Genomic DNA, 18,843 nt, shown 5'->3' with positions numbered 1-18,843 from the left:
CCGGCGTTGCCCATTCCGCAGGTGCCATTCGTCCGGGGTGCCCGGGTGTCTCGGGCCGATTATTCGCGGAACACTCCTTCAGGCTGGCATACTGGGCGACTTTTCGGGCCTGGTGCCTGATCCTGCCTGCGCCCAAGGGGATGTGCGGTGAAAAAAATCGCAGTGTTCGCCGATGTCCAGAACCTCTACTACACCGTTCGTCAGGCTTACGGTTGTCACTTCAATTACGCCGCGCTGTGGGCTGAAATCAGCAAGCAGGGGCAGATTGTCGAGGCCTACGCCTACGCCATCGATCGTGGCGACAGCAAACAGCAGCAGTTTCAGCAGATCCTGCGCAATCTCGGCTTCACCGTGAAGCTCAAGCCCTTCATCCAGCGCAGCGACGGCTCGGCCAAGGGCGACTGGGACGTGGGCATCACCCTCGACATCATGGACGCCGCCGACCATGTCGACGAAGTGGTGCTGGCCTCCGGCGACGGTGATTTCGACATGCTGCTCGAACGCATCATCAGCAAGCACGGCGTGCAGGCGGTGGCCTACGGCGTGCCGGGCCTGACCGCCAACTCGCTGATCCGCGCGGCCAGCCGCTACGTGCCGATCGAAGGCGCGTTGCTGCTCAAGAATTGATTTTTACGGAGTTCAAACAGGTTTGGAACGCATCGCAGTCATCGACTTTGAAACCACCGGGATCTCCCCGAGCAGCAGTTGCCGGGCCACGGAAATTGCCGTGGTGATCCTTGAACAGGGGCGCATCGTCGAGCGTTACCAGAGCCTGATGAATGCCGGCGTGCGCGTCCCGGCCTTCATCGAACAACTCACCGGCATCAGCAACGCCATGCTGCGCACCGCACCATCGGCCGAGCAGGTGATGAATGAGGTCAACGAATTTGTCGGCACCACGCCCTTGCTGGCGCACAACGCCGCGTTCGACCAGAAATTCTGGGACTTCGAGCTGGGGCGAATCAAACGCACGCGCTTGCAGAATTTTGCCTGTTCGCTGCTGTTGGCCCGCCGTCTGATGCCCGCCGCGCCCAACCACAAGCTCGGCACCCTCACCACCTTCGCCAACCTGCCCCACACCGGCAAGGCCCACCGGGCCATGGCCGACGCGGAAATGGCCGCCAACCTCACGGCGCACCTGGCCGAAGAATTGCGCCAGAAACACGGCTTGCGCGAGTTGTCCCACGATCTGCTGTGCAAATTGCAGAAAGTGCCGGCGGCGAAAATCAATGAGCATCTCAAGCGCCATCGCAGCGCCTGACCACCATTCCCTGTAGGCGCGAGCAGGCTCGCTCCTACAGGGAATGTGTTTAACGATGTCTCTGATTCGGCGATTGATCCTACCGAAACTTAGGGATTGTCTGTCTTGCCCGCCCAACCCCGCATCTCTAACCTCTCTGTGTCGCTGAAAACTCAGCGACCGGGACTGCAAGCCCGTAGTAGGAGACAACATACGCACCTATAATCGCGTCGCTATAAATTAGCGTCCGTCGATTTATGGTAGCTGTGTGCGGGAGACCTTCGGGTCTGCCGGGGGTGCCTCCTACTCGGTCTTGCAGACCCGCGCATAGCTGCCACCCATCAACTGCAAGTGATGCTGGCAGCTCCGACTTTTAAGGAGACTAGCCATGATCAAAGTTACCCCCAACCCCCCTGAATCCTCCGATCACTTCACCCCCCAAACCTTCATCCGTCATCACATCCAGTTGCGAGCGCTGTTGCTGCATGCCGAACCGTGGTTTTCAGCCCGGGACATCGGCCGGTTGATGGGTGTGGACATCAACCCAAGGCAAGTGCTCAAGCTCGACGCGGATCAGCGGCGGATGATGGTTGTGTCGGGACACGACGGGTTGCAAGAAACCCTGATGCTCAGCGAGTCCGGCGTGTACGCGATGCTGGTCTATCACTACTGCCCGGAAAATCGCCATTTGCGGCGTTGGTTGACCCACCACGTGATTCCGCTGTTGCGCGAAGAGGCTGGAGCGGTCTCCTATCAAGCCCCCCGCCTGCGTTCGATGGACTGGGCGGGCGGGACGCTGAGGCTGCTGCAATGGCGTAAAGAACCGTGGATTCGCCTGCGGGATATGCCGGGATTGTTGTCAGGCGGTTACAGCGGCATGTGATGTATTGCTCGTAGGAGCGAGCCGGCTCCGGGCGGCGTTCCGACGATGGGCGCCAACGATATCGCGGGGAACCTGACACCCCGCGTTGTTCTCCGGTTCATCGCGAGCTCGCTCCTACAGGTTGTTCACTTGCCATTGCCCTCGATGTGCCCCAGCGGCACGCGCTTTTCGATGGCGCTCGACAACACAATCGACGTTTTGCTGAAGCCGAACGTGGCAATCCGGTTGATCAGCTCTTCCAGCTCCGGCATCGAACCCACCGCCGCCTGCATGATCACGCACGGATCGCCCGTCACGCGGTGGCATTCCGTCAACTGTGGGATTTTGATCAGGTCGTCGTAGGCTTTCTGATTGCCGTGCTGGTTCAGGCGCAGTTCGATCACGCACTGGATCGGCAGGCCCAGCTTGGCCATGTCGACTTTCGCCTGGTAACCGGTGATGACGCCGCTGGCCTCAAGCTTGGCCACGCGTTCGGCGACGGCGGGGGCGGACAGGTTGACCTTGCGCGCCAGGTCCGCGTAGGACGCGCGACCGTTTTCCAGCAAGGCGCTGAGCAGCATGCGGTCGTATTTATCCACGGGCGACTCCTGAAAAGGGATGACTTTCGAAACAACGGTATATAGCGCTGAAGTCCGTGTTTTGAAAAGTGTACCGGCGCTTTAAAAAGGTTTTGTAACTTATTTTCCGCTGTCAGCCTTTCTAGAATAGCGGCTCACTTGTCTTGCCTGTGAGCTGCCCCCATGCCTGGCCTACGTCGTTTTCCCTTACCGCTGATCGCCGCCTTCTTCGCCTTGTATGTGATTTGGGGCTCGACCTACCTGGTGATCCGCATCGGCGTGGAGTATTGGCCGCCGCTGTTGCTGGCCGGAATTCGCTTCGTCATTGCCGGGAGCTTGATGTACGCCTTTTTGCGCTGGCGCGGGGCGCCGGCACCGACCTGGGCGCAATGGAAAGCCGCGGGCATCATCGGCGTGTTGTTGCTGGCGTGCGGCAACGGCGCGGTCAGCGTGGCCGAGCACACAGGCGTGGCCTCAGGTGTCGCGGCATTGGCGGTGGCGACGGTGCCGCTGTTTACGTTGCTCTGTGGCTACTTCTGGGGCGCGCGAAATACCCGCCTCGAATGGGCCGGGATCGTCCTCGGGCTGATCGGTATCGCCATGCTCAACCTCGGTTCCAACCTGCAATCGAGCCCGCTGGGCGCTGCGTTGCTGGTATTTGCCGCGGCCACCTGGGCCTTCGGCTCGGTGTGGAGCAAACACTTGCCATTGCCTCAGGGCGCAATGGCCAGTGCCGTGGAAATGCTGGTGGGCGGGGTGGTGTTGCTGATCGGCAGTGCCGTGAGCGGCGAGCACCTGGAAAAGATGCCACCGATCGAAGGCTGGGCCGCGCTGGCGTACCTGACCGTGTTCGGTTCGATCATCGCCTTCAACGCCTACATGTACCTGTTGAAGCACGTGCGTCCGGCGGCGGCCACCAGTTATGCCTACGTCAACCCGGCGGTGGCGGTGTTGCTGGGGATCGTGTTTGTCGGCGAGACCATTGGCATCGAAGAAGCGCTGGCGATGGCTGTGATCATCAGTGCCGTGGTGTTGATTGGCTTGCCGCAGTGGCGCCGTTCGCCGCAGCTGCCGGTGGTGAAGGCGGTGCCGACAGAATCCCGTGTGAATTAGGGTAAACTGCGCGCCATTGCATCTTGTTTTGCACACTTGTTTTGCACACCCGCGCTGAATTTTCCTACGGTATTCCCATGACTTTCGCCTCCCTTGGCCTGATCGAACCCTTGCTGCGCTCCCTCGAGAAGCTTGGCTACCAGACCCCGACGCCGGTTCAGGCGCAAGCTGTTCCGGCGGTGCTGGCCGGTCGCGACCTGATGGCCGCCGCCCAGACCGGAACCGGCAAGACCGCCGGTTTCGCGCTGCCACTCCTGCAATTGCTGGCCATGGAAGGGCCGAAAGTCACGGCCAACTCGGTGCGCGCGCTGATCCTGGTGCCGACCCGCGAACTGGCCGAGCAAGTTCACGAAGCCGTGCGCCAGTACGCCGAGAACCTGCCGTTGCGCACCTACGCGGTGTACGGCGGGGTCAGCATCAACCCGCAAATGATGAAGCTGCGCAGCGGTGTCGATCTGTTGGTGGCGACCCCGGGCCGTTTGCTCGATCTGTTCCGCCAGAACGCGCTCAAGTTCAACCAGCTGCAAACCCTGGTGCTGGACGAAGCCGACCGCATGCTCGACCTGGGCTTTTCCGAGGAGCTGGCGAACATTTACCGCGCGCTGCCGAAGAAACGTCAGACGCTGCTGTTCTCCGCCACCTTCTCCGACGACATCCGCCTGCTGGCCGGGCAAATGCTCAACGACCCGCTGACCATTGAAGTCAGCCCGCGCAATGTGGCCGCCAACACCGTCAAGCAATGGGTGGTGACGGTGGACAAGAAGCGCAAGCCCGAGCTGTTCGTGCACTTGATGCGCAAGGGCAAGTGGAAGCAGGTGCTGGTGTTCGCCAAAACCCGTAATGGCGTGGATGCGTTGGTCGAGAAGCTGCAGGGCCTGGGCATCAATGCCGACGGCATCCATGGCGACAAACCCCAGGCGACCCGTCAGCGTGCACTGGACCGTTTCAAGCTCAGTGAAGTGCAGATCCTGGTCGCCACCGACGTCGCGGCTCGTGGTCTGGATATCGAAGACTTGCCGCTGGTGGTCAATTTCGACTTGCCGATCGTCGCCGAGGACTACATCCACCGCATCGGCCGTACCGGCCGCGCGGGTTCGACCGGCGAGGCGATTTCCCTGGTGTGTGCCGATGAAGTGAACCTGCTGTCGGCCATCGAGATGCTCACCCGTCAGACCTTGAAGCGTCAGAACGAGCCGGACTTCGAGCCTGAGCACCGGGTGCCGGACACCGATGCCAGTGGTCAGGTGATCAAGAAGCCGAAAAAGCCGAAGAAACCGAAAACGTCGGGTGGTGGCGGCAAGCGTAACCTCGGCAAGTGGGTCGACAGCGGTGAAGTCGCGCCAGCGGAACCTTCGGTCAAGCCTGTGCGCAAGGTGCCGGTGTTCAATACCGGGCCGCGTAAGCGTAAGCCTTAGTAGTTACGGCGCCGGCCAAATCGCTATCGCGAGCAGGCTCGCTCCCACAGGGGATTTGTGAACGACACAGGTCCAATGTGTGCGAGCCTGCTCGCGATGGGCGCGCCACGGTACTCAGCCCTTGTGCTGCAACCACTGAATGATCCCCAACCCCGCCGCTCGCCCACTGGCGAAACACGCGGTCAGCAGATAACCGCCCGTCGGTGCCTCCCAATCCAGCATTTCCCCCGCGCAGAACACGCCAGGCAACTGCTTGAGCATCAAGCGTTCATCCATCGCTTCGAACAACACGCCGCCCGCACTGCTGATGGCTTCGTCCAATGGCCGGGTTTTCACCAGGGTCAGTGGCAATGCCTTGATCGCTTGGGCCAGCAATGCCATGTCCGCGAAGGTTTCGGCAGACGTCAGTTCGCGCAGCAGCGCAGCTTTCACCCCGTCGATGCCCAACTGGCTGTGCAGGTGTTTGGCCATCGAGCGTGAGCCGCGCGGCTTGCTCAATGCTGCCTGCACTTTATCCACAGGCCGGCCGGGCAGGAGGTCGAGATGAAGGGTTGCCGAGCCGTGCCGGTTGATCGCTTCGCGGATCGGCGCCGACAGGGCGTAGATCAGGCTGCCTTCGATGCCGGTGGCGGTTATCACACATTCGCCGAGGCGCGGCACGTCATCATTGAGGCCGATGGCGATGTTTTTCAGCGGGCTGCCGGCGAATTTGCTGACCATCAATTCGCTCCAGGCCTGCACCTCGAAGCCACAATTGCTCGGTTGCAGCGGTGCGAGTCCTACGCCGCGTTGCGCCAGTGGCTGCATCCAGGCGCCATCCGAGCCCAGGCGCGCCCAACTGCCGCCACCGAGGGCCAGCAGCGTGGCGTCGGCCTGAACGGTTTTTTCGCCGTCGGGGCTGTCGATGCGCAAACCGCCGTTTTCATTCCAGCCGAGCCAGCGATGGCGGGTGTGGATAACCACGCCGCTGTCACGCAGACGCTTGAGCCAGGCACGGAGCAGCGGCGCGGCTTTCATGTCGGTCGGAAAGACCCGGCCCGAGCTGCCGACAAAGGTGTCGATGCCCAGGTCGTGAATCCATTGGCACAGGGCTTCGGCGCCAAAGCCGCGCAGTAGCGGGGCGATCTGTGGCGCCCGTTCGGCGTAGCGCGAAAGGAATGCCGGGTAGGCTTCGGAGTGGGTGATGTTCATGCCGCCAACACCGGCCAGGAGGAATTTTCGACCAACCGAAGGCATGCCGTCGTACAGATCGACCTTGATCCCTGCCTGACTCAACACTTCGGCCGCCATCAAGCCGGCGGGACCGCCACCGATGATGGCGACGTGAGGGGCGGAGAGTGTCGAGGGCTGGGTCATGGGCTGCGCTGCGGTCTGGCGGAATGAAGGCAGGCATTCTAGCAGTCAAAATCCCTGTGGGAGCGGGCTTGCCCGCGATAGCGGAGTGTCAGTCACCGAAGAGGTTGAGGGTGCCAGCCTCATCGCGGGCAAGCCCGCTCCCACAGGGACTGTGTGAGGTTGGAAAAGGGTGGTTAAAAAATGATCACCGGTCTGTAGCCTGCATTCCATATGGCCTGTAGTCCCTTTCACTCAGGTTATCCACAGGCGGCTCCACAGGCATTGTGGGTAAAGCATCCACAAATCAGTGACAACCTGATGACTGCCAGACCCGTTGCGCGCTGTGGTGGAGAATGCCGTGGCGGCGGGCCAGGGCTTTGCGGTCCTTGCTGTAGCCGCCGCCGATCACCCCGACCACCGGGATATCGCGGCCCAGGCAATGGCGCATCACGGCTTCATCGCGGGCGGCGAGGCCTTCGTCTGTCAGCTTCAGATAACCGAGGGCGTCGTCCTTGTGTACATCGACGCCGGCGTCATACAGCACCAGGTCCGGCTGGTAGAGCGGCAACAGGTAGTTGAGCGCGTCATCCACCACCTTCAGGTAATCGACATCGCCCATGCCGTTGGGCAATGGAATGTCCCAGTCGCTTTCGGCTTTGCGTGCAGGAAAATTCTTCTCGCAATGCAGGGAAACGGTAATGGCTTCCGGGGTGTTCTGCAGGATGCGTGCAGTCCCGTCGCCCTGGTGCACATCGCAATCGAAGATCAGTACCCGGTTCACCCGGCCACTTTCCAGCATGAAATGGCTGATCACCGCCAGGTCGTTGAAGATGCAGAAGCCGGCCGGGTGATCATAGTGGGCGTGGTGAGTGCCGCCGGCCAAGTGACAGGCCAGGCCATGTTCGAGCGCCTGGTCGGCCGCCAGCAACGAGCCGCCGACCGCCCGCACCGTGCGCCGGGCCAGGGCTTCGCTCCAGGGCAGGCCAAGGCGACGTTGATCTTCTCGGGACAACTCGCCGCCCATGTAGCGTTCGATATACGAAGGGTCATGGGCGAGGGCGAGAATCTCTGCAGGGCAGAGTTCCGGGCGCAGCAGGTCGGCGTCGCGAGTCAGGCCGCTGTCCACCAGGTGATCGCGCAGCAGGCGGAACTTGTCCATGGGGAAGCGGTGATCCGCCGGGAATTCGGGACTGTAGTCTTCGTGATAAATCAGCGGCAGCGGCATGATGCTTTCGTACAGGAATGAGTGAATGATCCTACCAGCGTTGTAGACTCGCGGCATGGAAATGGGGGGAGGAGCACGATGGAGCCGATACTGGAACTGACGAGCGCGCGGCTGCTGTTGCGGCAGTGGAGCGACGAAGACTTGCCGGAATTTGCGGCGATGTGTGCCGATCCACAGGTCATGCGTTATTTTCCGGCGCCCTTGAGCCGGCTGGAAAGTGCTTCATTGATCGGGCGAATCCGTGGTCATTTCGCTGAGCATGGTTTCGGTCTGTGGGCGCTGGAGCGCAAGGACACCGGGCAGTTCATCGGATTTACCGGGCTCGGGGTGGTGGGTTTCGATGCGCCGTTCACCCCCGCCATCGAGATCGGCTGGCGCCTGGCGCGTGAGCATTGGGGCCTGGGCTATGCCAGCGAGGCGGCGTGGACCGCTCTGCGCTGCGGGTTTGACCGTTTGGCGTTGAACGAAGTCGTGTCCTTCACCGCTGACAGCAACCTGCCGTCGCAGAAGGTCATGCAGGCGATCGGCATGCAGCATGACCCTGCCGATGACTTTGAACACCCCAGGCTTGCCGTCGATCATCCCTTGCGCCACCACGTGCTGTATCGCATCAGCCGTGAACAATGGCTGCAAACCTTGCATGGATAAGCCGGCGCGGATGTTTACAATGACCCCATCGGCTTTGGCCAGAAACTGAATCGACCGCCGCAGCCCAGACTGCGCGGCATTGCGTTGTGTGAGGAGAGTCTGAATGAGCCAAGTGTTGGATGATCTGGTCGACCTGCTGACCCTGGAGCCGATTGAAGAAAACCTGTTCCGTGGCCGTAGCCAGGACTTGGGTTTTCGGCAGTTGTTCGGCGGCCAGGTACTCGGCCAGTCGCTGTCGGCGGCCAGTCAGACCGTCGAAGAGGCGCGCCACGTGCATTCGATGCATGGCTATTTCCTGCGTCCGGGCGACGCCGGGTTGCCGGTGGTGTATCAGGTTGACCGGGTGCGCGACGGCGGCAGTTTCAGCACGCGTCGGGTGACGGCGATCCAGAAGGGCCACCCGATTTTCACCTGCAGCGCCTCGTTCCAGTACGACGAAGAAGGTTTTCAGCACCAAAGCGAAATGCCGCAAGTGGTGGGGCCGGAAAACCTGCCATCGGAACTTGAGATCACCCAACAGCGCGCGCACCTGATCCCCGAGAAAATGCGCGAAAAGCTACTGTGCCCCAAGCCGATCGAGTTTCGACCCATCACCGAAAAAGACCCCTACAACCCGCTGCCTTCCGACCCGATCAAGTACGTCTGGTTTCGTGCCGATGGTGCCCTGGCCGACGCTCCGGCGTTGCACAAGTACTTGCTGGCCTATGCCTCGGATTTCGGTCTGCTGACCACCTCGATGCAGCCCCACGGCAAAACGGTCTGGCACAAGGACATGCAGGTCGCGAGCCTCGATCACGCGTTGTGGTTCCACGCCGATCTGCGCGCCGATGACTGGTTGCTTTACGCGATGGACAGTCCCTGGGCCGGCAACTCCCGTGGTTTTTCCCGTGGCAGCGTGTTCAATCGCGCCGGGCAACTGGTGGCCTCGGTCACGCAGGAAGGCCTGATTCGCCACCGCAAGGACTGGGCATGAGCCTGGCTGAAGTGCGTCACTGGGTGTTCGACATGGACGGCACCCTGACGGTGGCGGTGCATGATTTCGCGGCGATTCGCGTGGCGCTGGCGATTCCGGCGGAAGACGACATTCTGACCCACCTCGCTGCGCTGCCGCCCGATGAAGCCGCCGCCAAACATGCGTGGCTGCTGGAGCACGAGCGTGACCTGGCGCTCGGGTCGAAACCGGCACCCGGCGCCGTAGAGCTGGTGCGTGACCTGGCCGGGCGTGGTTATCGCCTGGGCATTCTCACGCGCAATGCCCGGGAGCTGGCGCACGTTACGCTGGAGGCGATTGGCCTGGCTGACTGCTTCGCGGTGGAGGACGTGCTCGGTCGGGATGAAGCACCGCCAAAACCGCATCCAGGTGGCTTGCTGAAACTGGCCGAGGCCTGGAAGGTGCCGGCGAGCGAGATGGTAATGGTCGGTGATTACCGCTTTGATCTCGATTGCGGACGGGCGGCGGGGGCGCGGACGGTGTTGGTGAACCTGCCGGAAAATCCATGGCCGGAATTGACCGATTGGCATGCGGCCGATTGCATTGAGTTGCGGCAGATGTTGTCGGCTTGAGCGCATGGTTGCCTGATCTGACGCCATCGTCGGAATGCCGCCCGGAGCAGGCTCGCTCCCACAGTGGTATGCGATTAATTGTGGGAGCGAGCCTGCTCGCGATGGCGCCGGCCCGGCCAGCGCAAAACCTACAGCCCGAACAACGCCTTCTGCCCCTCGGGCGAAGTAAACATCCCGTCCCCGTTATGCCCGACGCCGGGCACTTCGATCAGTTGCTGATTGAGCCCTTGCGGTTGCAGCCGCTTCAGATACTCAAAGTAATTGCGCCCGCGGGCCAATCGATAGGGGCCTTGGGCCTGGGCTTCACAACCCTTGTCCAGCGCCGGGTGATTGGGGTCGATGTCCTGCTGCCCCAGCAGATAAACGATGTTGCGCTTGACGTACTTTTCCTGCAGTTGCGCAGGCGTTTTTCCTTCGGCGTAGGCGGGTAGATCCGTCAGCCCGTACTTCCAGCGATTGAAGTCCGGGCAGCGGGCATGACTGAACGCCACGGGCCGGCGTTCGTCGAAGTAGGCGTAGGAAGATGGATTGGCGATCACATAGCGCACCTGCACGCCAGCGGCGTCGAGGGCCGGCTGATCGTGCCCGAGCATGGCGTATCGCTGAACCACTTGAGCACCACCGGAGTGGCCGGCAATGACGATTTGCTTCACATCCGGAAACTGCTCGCGATCACCCAGGCGGGCGATGATTTCGTCCAGTGCCTCATACGAGCTGAGACGGAACGGCGCTGTGGATTCGCCCCCCGCCATCCACTCATTGCCTTGCCAGCGCAGAACCGTTTCGGCGACGGGATGCATCGCAACGTCGGTTTCATTGAGAAATTGCGGGGCGATGACCAGCGTCGTCGCGCTTTGCCCGGCCAGTTCCGCCGCGTGTTCTGCGCTGTGCAGGTAGGTCTGTGCATTGCGCAGGCGACCATGGACGATGATCAGCACACGTTCGATCTTTGTCGGGGCCGGGCTGATGCCTACCGCCATCTCGCCTGATTTCAACAGCAGGCGTCCGGGACTGATCTCCTCGACGCCATGCTCGGCAGCCCAAGTACTTGCGCAGTGACTCGCGCAAGTGATCAACAACGCCAACAGCCACTTCTTCATTTACAGATTTTTCGCCGCAAAGGTATCGCACTGGCCAACCTGGCCTTGGGCGAATCCGGTTTTGAACCAGCGCACTCGTTGCGCCGACGTACCATGGGTAAACGAGTCGGGTACCACACGCCCCTGACCCTGTTGCTGCAAACGATCATCGCCAATGGCATTGGCCGCGTTGAGCGCTTCTTCGACATCGCCCGGCTCCAGCCAGTTCAGTCGTCGTTGTGCATGGTTGGCCCAGACGCCGGCCAGGCAATCGGCTTGCAGTTCCTGACGCACCAGCAAGCCGCCATCGCCTTCCATCTGCCGGCCTTGCTGGCGCGCTGCCTGAATTTTCGCGGAAACGCCGAGCAAGGTCTGCACGTGGTGTCCGACTTCGTGAGCGATCACGTAGGCTTGGGCGAAGTCCCCCGCCGCGGAAAAGCGTTGAGACATTTCCTGGAAGAACGCCATGTCCAGATAGACCTTCTGGTCCGCCGGGCAATAGAACGGACCGGTCGCCGAGGTGGCCAGGCCGCACGCCGAGTTAACGCGATTGCTGAACAACACCAGCGTCGGGTCTTTGTATTGCTTGCCGGCCTGCTGGAAAATCTGCTGCCAGGTGTCCTCGGTATCACCCAGAATCGATCGGACGAATTCGGCCCCTTCGTCATTGGCCGGTGGTGCCTTGCGCGTCTGATTAGTGGTCGGTGCCGATTGCTGGCTCATCTGCCCGGTCAGTTGGCCGAGGATCTGCAGCGGGTCCTGGCCGGTGATCCAGCCGATCCCGACGATCAGAATGATGGCCGTCAGGCTCAGCCCCTTGCCACCGCCAAAACGCATTCCGCCACCGCCGACATCATCGCCACGGGCATCGACCACGTTGTCACTGCGTCGGCCTTTTTTCCATAGCATGTGGGATTCCTCTTTTGTTCCGGGTAAAGAACCGTGGGATGAGTGTTGCTGCTGTGTGGGGGAGGCGCCAGTCCGGTCGTCCGGCTTTTGTCGCGCGCGCCCGTAAGCCCGGCAACCCCTGATGGATTGCCGGGCACGTTTCAGGTTTGTATTGAACGCGGGCACCCCGACGAATTCCGTCGGGCGCCGTTTTTTTATCGGGGGAACATCAAGCGTGCAGGAGCCGGTCTATGCGGTTACTCGTCGAACGCGTCCCACACAGGGGCAAAGGGCGGGCTGACCTGACGCTCGCGCTTGGAAAGGCTGGCGATCAAGGCGCGGTCCTGATCGTCCAGTTGAACGTCCAGCGCCGCCAGGTTGGCCCGTTGATTGGCCTCGCTACTGGCCTTGGGAATGGCGGCGACGTTCGCCTGATCCAGCAGCCATTTGAGCGCGACCTGGGTGGGCAACACACCCTGTTTGGCGGCGATCTGCCGGATCTGGGGGATGTCTGACACCTTGTTGCGAGCCAGGGGCGTGTAGGCCGTCAGTGCAAGGTCATGCTGACGGGCGTAGTTCAGCAGGGCGTTTTGGCCGAGCAGCACGTGGTATTCGACCTGAATGGCTGACAGCGGAGCGCCCAGTTCCTCGACGACGTTGCGCAACAGCGGCAGCGGAAAATTCGCCACGCCGATGTTGCGTGCCAGACCTTGTTCCTTGAATGACACCAGGGTTTCGATCGTGCTCGGCAGGTCCCAGTCGGTGGTGGGCCAATGGATCATGAACAGGTCGACGTAATCGCTGCGCAAGGCCTTGAGGCTGCGGTCCATGGAGTGGCGCATGGCGTCGGGTTGCAGTTGGTCCCACCAGACCTTGGTGGTGACGTGGATCTGCTCGCGGGGTGTCGGACTGTTCGCCAGCGCCTGACCGACAGCGTCTTCGTTGTTGTAGCCCGCGGCCGTATCGATGTGCCGATAACCCAGCGCCAGGGCCTGTTCCACGGCGCGGGTGCATTCCTCGCCCAGCATCGGCCAGGTGCCGAGGCCCAGTTTTGGCATGTTCAACCCTTGGGCGTTAACGATGTGCTGCATGGTCGATCTCCTTTTCAAAAGCGGTGATACCTGCGATATGGCGCGCGGCGATGTAGCCGAAGGTCAGCGCCGGACCCAGATTGATGCCGCCGGCGGGGTAGTGCCCGCCCATGATGCTGGCCATGTCGCCGCCTGCGGCATATAGCCCGGCGATGGCCTGACCCGCGTCGTCGAGGGCCTGGGCGTGTGCGTTGACCTTGAGCCCGGCAAAGGTGCCGAAGCAGCCGGGCTGGACCTTCACCGCATAGAACGGGCCTTGTTCGATCGGTGCGACGCACGGGTTGGGTTGCTGCAGCGCATCGCCCTGCTTGCGGTTATAGGGGGTAGAACCGCGTCCAAACTGCGGGTCTTCGCCGTTGCGCGCATGGCGGTTGTAGTCGTCCACCGTGCGGCGTAGACCGTTCGGATCGATGCCGCAGGCCGATGCCAATTCTTCAAGGGTAGTGCCGGTTTTCAGATAGCCGCTGCGGATAAAGGATGACAGTGGCACCGGAAACGGCCGAGAGATGCCCAGCCCGTAGCGACGCTGGAAGCCATGGCTGCAAATCAGCCACGAAGCGACCTCTTCGCCTGGCGGGGCGGCGCTGACCATGGCCTTGACGTAGTCGTAGTAACCGTTGGCTTCGTTGACGAAACGCTGGCCGTTGCTCAGGACGCCGATGATCCCCGGCTTGCCGCGTTCAATGATGTGCGGGAAATGACCGACGCTGCCGTCGCTGTGTCGCACCTGCGAGACCGGTGCCCAGGCGACTGGCGACGCCACATCGGTATTGACTCGAGCACCGACGCTTTCGCCCAGTCGCAGCCCGTCGCCGGACACCGCCAGCGGCGGCAAGGCCAGGTGTTCACGCCCGGTTGGTGTACGTGGAAACAATGCCTTGCGCCGTTCGATGTCATTGGCAAAACCGCCCGCCGCGAGCACGACGGCCTTGCGCGCGCGGATGCACACCGAGCCCTTGGCGGTGCTGACCACCGCGCCACGGACCTGATTGCGCTCGTACAGTAACTCGGTCACGGGCGCCGACTCCCACAGCAATACGCCGAGGTCCTCGGCGGATTTTGCCAGGCGTGCGACCAACGCCACACCGTTGACCAGTTGCATCGCGCGGCCATGCACGGCGAGGTCGAGCAGGTGGCGGGTGAAACGTCGAGTGACGTGCCAGGCGGCGGACAGCGAGCGGGTCAGGTTGAGGAACGCCGTGAGGTCAGCGCCCGCCATGATCGGCATGCCCATGAACGATGTTTCGCGCATGGTCTTGCGCAGACGCTTGAGCAGCGTGCCGACGTTTCGTGCGTCATAGGGGGCGGCGATCACCGAGCGCCCACCGGTGCCTGCGCCTGGCGTGTCGCCATGAATGTCGGCAATGGCATTGCCGTCGGCGAATTGCAGCGAGGTGTGCTGTTCGAAAAACGCGACCATCTGCGGGCCGGCTTCGAGGAAGGCATCAATCATTGCCGGGTCGAAGTGCTCGCCCAATTCGTGTTTCAAGTAGGTGCGCGGCAACGCCACGTCTTCGACGATACCGGCGCGCCGGGCCAGGGGATTGCAAGGCACCCACGCCCAGCCGCCGGACCAGGCCGTGGCCCCACCGAAAACCGCATCCTTTTCCACCACAATGACTTTCAGGCCATGCCACGCCGCCGTGACTGCGGCCGATAGCCCGGCCGCACCGGAGCCGACGATCAGCACATCGCAGTCGATGTCGGGAAGAAAGTGCGGTTCGGCAGGCATTGTGAACACTCCAGCGATTTATTGTTTTGGAATTAGATTCCAGAAAATAAAAGAGGCATGCCGTGCCGGGCAAGTTCCAGGCGCACAAAACGGGCGGTAATCGGACATTGAGTTCCAGATTTCGCATTCAGTCGGTTGTCTTCTAGAATCGAGCAAATTTTTCGTGGAAGCTCCCATGGCCGGCAGTCAGATCGAACGTGTTTTCAGTGTGCTTGAAAGCCTCACCAGCGACCCCCGTGGCCTGCCGATGCAGACACTGGCGGAGCAACTGGACATCCCCAAGAGCGCAACCCATCGCTTGCTCGCCGAGCTGATCCGCCTCGGGTATGTGCGACAGAATCCAGAGAACCTGCGCTACCACCTGTCAACCAAACTGGTGGCGATGGGTTTCCGCTATCTGTCGAGCAGTGGCGCCGATATCGTGCAGCCGGTGCTCGATCGTCTGGCCCAGGAAACCGGTGAACTGGTGCGCCTTGGCGTTATAGATGGCGAGCGGCAGACCTGGATCGCCAAGTCCCAGGGGGCGCGATCCGGCTTGCGCTACGACCCCGATATGGGCCGTGATGCACCGCTGTTTTACACGGCCTCGGGGCATGCCTGGCTGGCGTGCATGAGTGATGCCGAAGCCTTGTCGCTGGTCGAGCGCCAGGCGGTGGATCGGCCATTGGATCTGGGGCCGAATGCGCCGCGTTCCAACATTGAATTGCTCGAGCGCCTGCGCCTGGCGCGGGAGCAGGGCTACGCCTGTGTCGAGGAAAGTTCGGCGGTCGGCACCTCGGCGATTGCTGCTGTGGTGCGTCACCCCGGCGATGGTCGGGTGATCGGCGTACTCAGCATTGCCGGGCCGAGTGCGCGGATGCCGGGTGCGCGGCTGCACGAACTGGCGCCGTTGCTGTTGAGGTTTACTGAGGAATTGTCGGCGGCGAGTCTGGCGTCGGAGTTGTTTAACTGAGGCCTGGATAAGCCCTGTGTGCGAGCCTGCTCGCGATTACGGTTTGTCAGTCAGCACGATGATTGGATGAACTGCCCTCATCGCGAGCGCGCTCGCTCCCACAGTTTGATCGCCATCAATCTTGAAACCGTGCGCTGTTCGAACACTTTCATTGCACGCTTGTGTAAGAATCTGGAACCAGGTTCTAAATTGTTGGAAATCTTCCTTCCAACAATAAGCACAAGAGGACCGCGCCTTGAATTCGCCCCTTCGAATTGCCCTGATCGGCGCTGGCATCATGGGTCAGCAACATTACCGGCATCTGAAAACCCTGACTGACGCGACGCTGTGTGCGGTGGCCGATCCCGGCCCGCAAGCGGCAACGCTCGCCGCTGAATGGGGAGTGGGGTATTTCGCCGATCACCGCCAGATGCTGGAGCAGGCGAAGCCGGACGCCGTCATCGTCGCCAATCCGAATAACCTGCACGTCAGCACCGCCCTCGATTGCCTCGCCGCTGGGGTCGCGGTGTTACTGGAGAAGCCGGTCGGCGTGCACCTGGATGAGGTGCGCGGCTTGGTGGAGGCTTCAAAGGCCACTGGCGTACCGGTGCTGGTGGGCCATCATCGGCGGCACAATCCCTTGATCGTGCGTGCCCATGAACTGGTCAAGGGCGGCGCCCTGGGTCGGTTGACCACGGTCACGGCGCTCTGGCAGTTGCGCAAGCCCGACAGTTATTTCGAGACGCCCTGGCGCCGCGAGGCGGGTGCGGGGATGTTGTTGACCAACCTGATCCATGACCTCGATTTACTGCGCCACTTGTGCGGTGAAGTGCGTCAGGTGCAGGCCATCACCAGCAACGCCATCCGCGGTTTCGCCAACGAAGATTGCGCGGCTGTGTTGCTGCAGTTCGACAGCGGTGCCCTGGGCAGCCTGACCGGGTCCGACGCGGTGGCGGCGCCCTGGAGTTGGGAGCTGGATTCCGGGGAGAACCCGGTGTATCCGCGTCAGGCTGACCAGCCCTGCTACTTGCTGGCCGGGACCGGTGGGGCGCTGAGTATTCCACAACTCAAACGCTGGCATTACACCGAAGCCGATGGCGGGTGGCATCAGTCTCTGGTGCAGATGCAGGAAAGCTTCAGCGCCGATGAGGCGTTGCGCTTGCAGTTGCAGCACTTCGTGCGCGTCGTGCGCCGGGAAGTCGAGCCGCTGGTGAGCGCCGCCGATGCCGCCCGCACCCTGGCGCTGATCGAGGCCATCCGCGAAGCGGCCGAAACCGGTCGCGCTTGCACGCCTTCCCTGATTGAGGCCTGACCATGAGTGAACGAATTTTTTCCCTGGCCAGTCTGACCGTGCTGGAGCTTTCGCCACCCGACATGGTCGAAGTCGCGGCACGGGCCGGGTACAGCCATGTCGGCTTGCGCCTGGTGCCAGCGACGCCGGAGGAACACCACTTTGCCCTGGTGGCGGATGAAGGTTTGCGCCGTCAGACCCTGGCGCGTCTGCGCGATACCGGCGTACGTGTACTGGATGTTGAAATCCTGCGGTTGAAGCCGGATACCGTCGTCGCCGAGTTCGAGAAGGTGCTGGCGGTCGGTGCCGAATTCGGTGCGACTGAATTGCTGGTGGCCGGTAATGATTTCGATGAGCAACGCATGACCGAAAACTTTGCCCGGCTGTGTGATCTGGCCGCGCCTTATGGACTGCATCCGCACCTGGAGTTCATGCCCTGGACCGATGCGCGCAACCTTGAGCAAGCCGTGCGCATCGTCGAGGCGGCCGGGCGCGAAAATGGTGCGGTGCTGGTGGATGCGTTCCATTTCGATCGTTCCGGGTCACGGCTGGAAGATCTGGCCAGGGTGGCGCCCTCGCGGTTACGGTATGCGCAGTTGTGCGATGTGGCCGGGCCGCGTCCGGCCGACATGGCCGAGATCTTGCGTCAGGCCCGTAACGAGCGACGGTTTCCCGGCGAAGGCGATTGTGACCTGCCGGGTCTGTTGCGCGGTTTGCCGGCTAACATTCCATTGAGCCTGGAGATTCCTACCGTGCAGCTGCTGGAGCAGGGCGTGAGTGGGTTGGACCGGGCGCAGATGGCGTTGGATAAAACCCGGGAATTGTTGGCGCGGGTTTGACCTGCCGTTGTGGCGAGGTAGCTTGCTCCCGTTCGACCGCGAAGCGGTCGCGGATGTTGATTTGGGACTGCTGCGCAGTCCAGCGGGAGCAAGCTCCCTCGCCACATACCGATTTCACTCAGAGGCTTTCATGACAGTCAGCACCCCGCTTTCCGGCGTCAATCAGCCCTTCAAGGGCATCTTGCTGATCGTCGTTGCCACCTTCCTGTTTTCCAGTCATGACGCGATATCCAAATACCTTTCGGGGTTCTATCCGATTGTCATGGTGGTGTGGGCGCGTTATGTGGTGCACACCTTGTTGATGGCCGGGATTTTCCTGCCGCAATCCGGGTTGCGGGTGCTGCGCACCAAGCGCCCGTTGTTGCAGGTGGTCCGGGCGTTGTGCCTGCTGGGCACCAGCCTGTTTTTCACCACGGGGTTGATGTACATCCCGCTGGCGGAGGCGACCTCGGTCAACTTCCTCGCGCCCGTGCTGGTCACGGCGTTGTCGGTGCCGTTGCTCAAGGAGCGTGTGACGCGCGGGCAATGGTTGGCGGTGATTTTCGGTTTCAGCGGCGTGCTGATCATCGTTCACCCTGGCGGCGAGTTGTTCACTCCGGCGGTGTTGCTGCCGTTCTGCTCGGCACTGTTTTTCTGCTTCTATCAACTGCTGACCCGCAAGCTCAGCGAGATCGACAGCCCGACCACCAGCAACTTCTTCGCCGGGCTGTGCAACACCTTGGTGATGAGTGCGTTGGTGCCGTTCTTCTGGCAGGTGCCGAGCCTGCCGCATGGCGCGCTGATGCTGGCGCTGGGCGCCTGCGGCATGACGGCGCATCTGTTTCTGACCCAGGCCTTCCGCCATGCCGCGCCGGCACTGCTGGCGCCCTTCAGTTACTGCCAGATTGTGTTTGCCGGCCTGCTGGGCTGGTTGCTCTTTTCCCACACGCCGACCCTGACCACGGTGCTCGGGATCGCGGTGATTTGCTGCAGTGGTCTGGCGGCAGCCTGGCAGCAAAGCCGCCGTTGAGGCC

19 protein-coding genes are annotated in these 18,843 nt (G+C 62.0%); 12 read left to right on the top strand and 7 right to left on the bottom strand.

What is annotated here, in order from left to right; all coding sequences use genetic code 11:
• Positions 1–147: 147 nt before the first annotated feature.
• From ACVWYU_RS10545 to ACVWYU_RS10535, 3 genes are all read left to right on the top strand, one after another.
• On the top strand, positions 148–627 hold the full coding sequence (locus tag ACVWYU_RS10545; protein WP_047533625.1) for an NYN domain-containing protein: 480 nt from the start codon (positions 148–150) through the stop codon (positions 625–627).
• Positions 628–649: 22 nt separating this feature from the next.
• Positions 650–1,261, top strand: a complete 612-nt coding sequence (locus ACVWYU_RS10540) for a 3'-5' exonuclease (protein ID WP_457372662.1) — start codon at positions 650–652, stop codon at positions 1,259–1,261.
• Between the two features lie 367 nt (positions 1,262–1,628).
• On the top strand, positions 1,629–2,123 hold the full coding sequence (locus ACVWYU_RS10535; protein WP_457372661.1) for a BRO-N domain-containing protein: 495 nt from the start codon (positions 1,629–1,631) through the stop codon (positions 2,121–2,123).
• Between the two features lie 125 nt (positions 2,124–2,248).
• Here the strand turns inward: ACVWYU_RS10535 and ACVWYU_RS10530 are convergent, their stop codons facing one another.
• Complete coding sequence (locus ACVWYU_RS10530) at positions 2,249–2,701, bottom strand: Lrp/AsnC family transcriptional regulator (RefSeq protein ID WP_007990688.1); 453 nt, start codon at positions 2,699–2,701, stop codon at positions 2,249–2,251.
• Positions 2,702–2,863: 162 nt separating this feature from the next.
• On the opposite strand from ACVWYU_RS10530, the gene yedA reads away from it, so the two are divergent.
• The gene (yedA, locus tag ACVWYU_RS10525; protein WP_090325408.1) at positions 2,864–3,793 is read left to right on the top strand and encodes a drug/metabolite exporter YedA; all 930 of its coding nucleotides are present in this window, start codon (positions 2,864–2,866) and stop codon (positions 3,791–3,793) included.
• A gap of 77 nt (positions 3,794–3,870) precedes the next feature.
• The gene (locus ACVWYU_RS10520) at positions 3,871–5,208 is read left to right on the top strand and encodes a DEAD/DEAH box helicase (RefSeq protein ID WP_247254638.1); all 1,338 of its coding nucleotides are present in this window, start codon (positions 3,871–3,873) and stop codon (positions 5,206–5,208) included.
• 114 nt (positions 5,209–5,322) lie between these two features.
• Here ACVWYU_RS10520 and ACVWYU_RS10515 read toward each other — a convergent pair whose 3' ends face one another.
• Positions 5,323–6,564, bottom strand: a complete 1,242-nt coding sequence (locus ACVWYU_RS10515) for a TIGR03862 family flavoprotein (protein ID WP_457372660.1) — start codon at positions 6,562–6,564, stop codon at positions 5,323–5,325.
• Positions 6,565–6,847: 283 nt separating this feature from the next.
• Positions 6,848–7,768: a histone deacetylase family protein gene (locus ACVWYU_RS10510; protein ID WP_457372659.1), complete on the bottom strand. Its 921-nt coding sequence runs from the start codon at positions 7,766–7,768 to the stop codon at positions 6,848–6,850.
• A 78-nt stretch (positions 7,769–7,846) separates the two neighbouring features.
• On the opposite strand from ACVWYU_RS10510, the gene ACVWYU_RS10505 reads away from it, so the two are divergent.
• From ACVWYU_RS10505 to ACVWYU_RS10495, 3 genes are all read left to right on the top strand, one after another.
• Positions 7,847–8,416: a GNAT family N-acetyltransferase gene (locus ACVWYU_RS10505; RefSeq protein WP_247254641.1), complete on the top strand. Its 570-nt coding sequence runs from the start codon at positions 7,847–7,849 to the stop codon at positions 8,414–8,416.
• A 103-nt stretch (positions 8,417–8,519) separates the two neighbouring features.
• Complete coding sequence (tesB, locus tag ACVWYU_RS10500) at positions 8,520–9,389, top strand: acyl-CoA thioesterase II (RefSeq protein WP_457372658.1); 870 nt, start codon at positions 8,520–8,522, stop codon at positions 9,387–9,389.
• The gene (locus ACVWYU_RS10495) at positions 9,386–9,979 is read left to right on the top strand and encodes an HAD family hydrolase (RefSeq protein WP_457372657.1); all 594 of its coding nucleotides are present in this window, start codon (positions 9,386–9,388) and stop codon (positions 9,977–9,979) included. Before tesB ends, ACVWYU_RS10495 begins: the two co-directional genes overlap by 4 nt.
• 128 nt (positions 9,980–10,107) lie before the next feature.
• Here the strand turns inward: ACVWYU_RS10495 and ACVWYU_RS10490 are convergent, their stop codons facing one another.
• The 4 genes from ACVWYU_RS10490 to ACVWYU_RS10475 form a co-directional block, all read right to left on the bottom strand.
• Entirely contained in the window at positions 10,108–11,079 is a 972-nt protein-coding gene (locus tag ACVWYU_RS10490; protein ID WP_457372656.1) for an alpha/beta fold hydrolase, read from the bottom strand.
• Positions 11,080–11,967 carry a KPN_02809 family neutral zinc metallopeptidase gene (ypfJ, locus tag ACVWYU_RS10485; protein ID WP_457372655.1) on the bottom strand — a complete coding sequence of 296 codons (888 nt, stop codon included), beginning with the start codon at positions 11,965–11,967 and terminating at the stop codon, positions 11,080–11,082.
• 236 nt (positions 11,968–12,203) lie between these two features.
• Entirely contained in the window at positions 12,204–13,037 is an 834-nt protein-coding gene (locus ACVWYU_RS10480; protein ID WP_457372654.1) for an aldo/keto reductase, read from the bottom strand.
• Positions 13,021–14,769: an FAD-dependent oxidoreductase gene (locus ACVWYU_RS10475; protein ID WP_457372653.1), complete on the bottom strand. Its 1,749-nt coding sequence runs from the start codon at positions 14,767–14,769 to the stop codon at positions 13,021–13,023. The genes ACVWYU_RS10480 and ACVWYU_RS10475 overlap by 17 nt, the downstream gene beginning before the upstream one ends.
• 175 nt (positions 14,770–14,944) lie before the next feature.
• Between ACVWYU_RS10475 and ACVWYU_RS10470 the strand changes: the two genes are divergently transcribed.
• The 4 genes from ACVWYU_RS10470 to ACVWYU_RS10455 all read left to right on the top strand — a co-directional run bounded on the left by ACVWYU_RS10470 (position 14,945) and on the right by ACVWYU_RS10455 (position 18,839).
• Complete coding sequence (locus ACVWYU_RS10470; protein ID WP_457372652.1) at positions 14,945–15,721, top strand: IclR family transcriptional regulator; 777 nt, start codon at positions 14,945–14,947, stop codon at positions 15,719–15,721.
• A gap of 235 nt (positions 15,722–15,956) precedes the next feature.
• Positions 15,957–17,012 carry a Gfo/Idh/MocA family protein gene (locus ACVWYU_RS10465; protein WP_457372651.1) on the top strand — a complete coding sequence of 352 codons (1,056 nt, stop codon included), beginning with the start codon at positions 15,957–15,959 and terminating at the stop codon, positions 17,010–17,012.
• A 2-nt stretch (positions 17,013–17,014) separates the two neighbouring features.
• Complete coding sequence (locus ACVWYU_RS10460) at positions 17,015–17,830, top strand: sugar phosphate isomerase/epimerase family protein (protein WP_457372650.1); 816 nt, start codon at positions 17,015–17,017, stop codon at positions 17,828–17,830.
• Between the two features lie 130 nt (positions 17,831–17,960).
• On the top strand, positions 17,961–18,839 hold the full coding sequence (locus tag ACVWYU_RS10455) for a DMT family transporter (protein ID WP_090325378.1): 879 nt from the start codon (positions 17,961–17,963) through the stop codon (positions 18,837–18,839).
• Positions 18,840–18,843: the final 4 nt, after the last annotated feature.

Source organism: Pseudomonas sp. TE12234 (genome assembly GCF_054061835.1).
The sequence above is the reverse complement of the archived record's forward strand: the minus strand, read 5'-3'. Positions and strand labels throughout refer to the sequence as shown.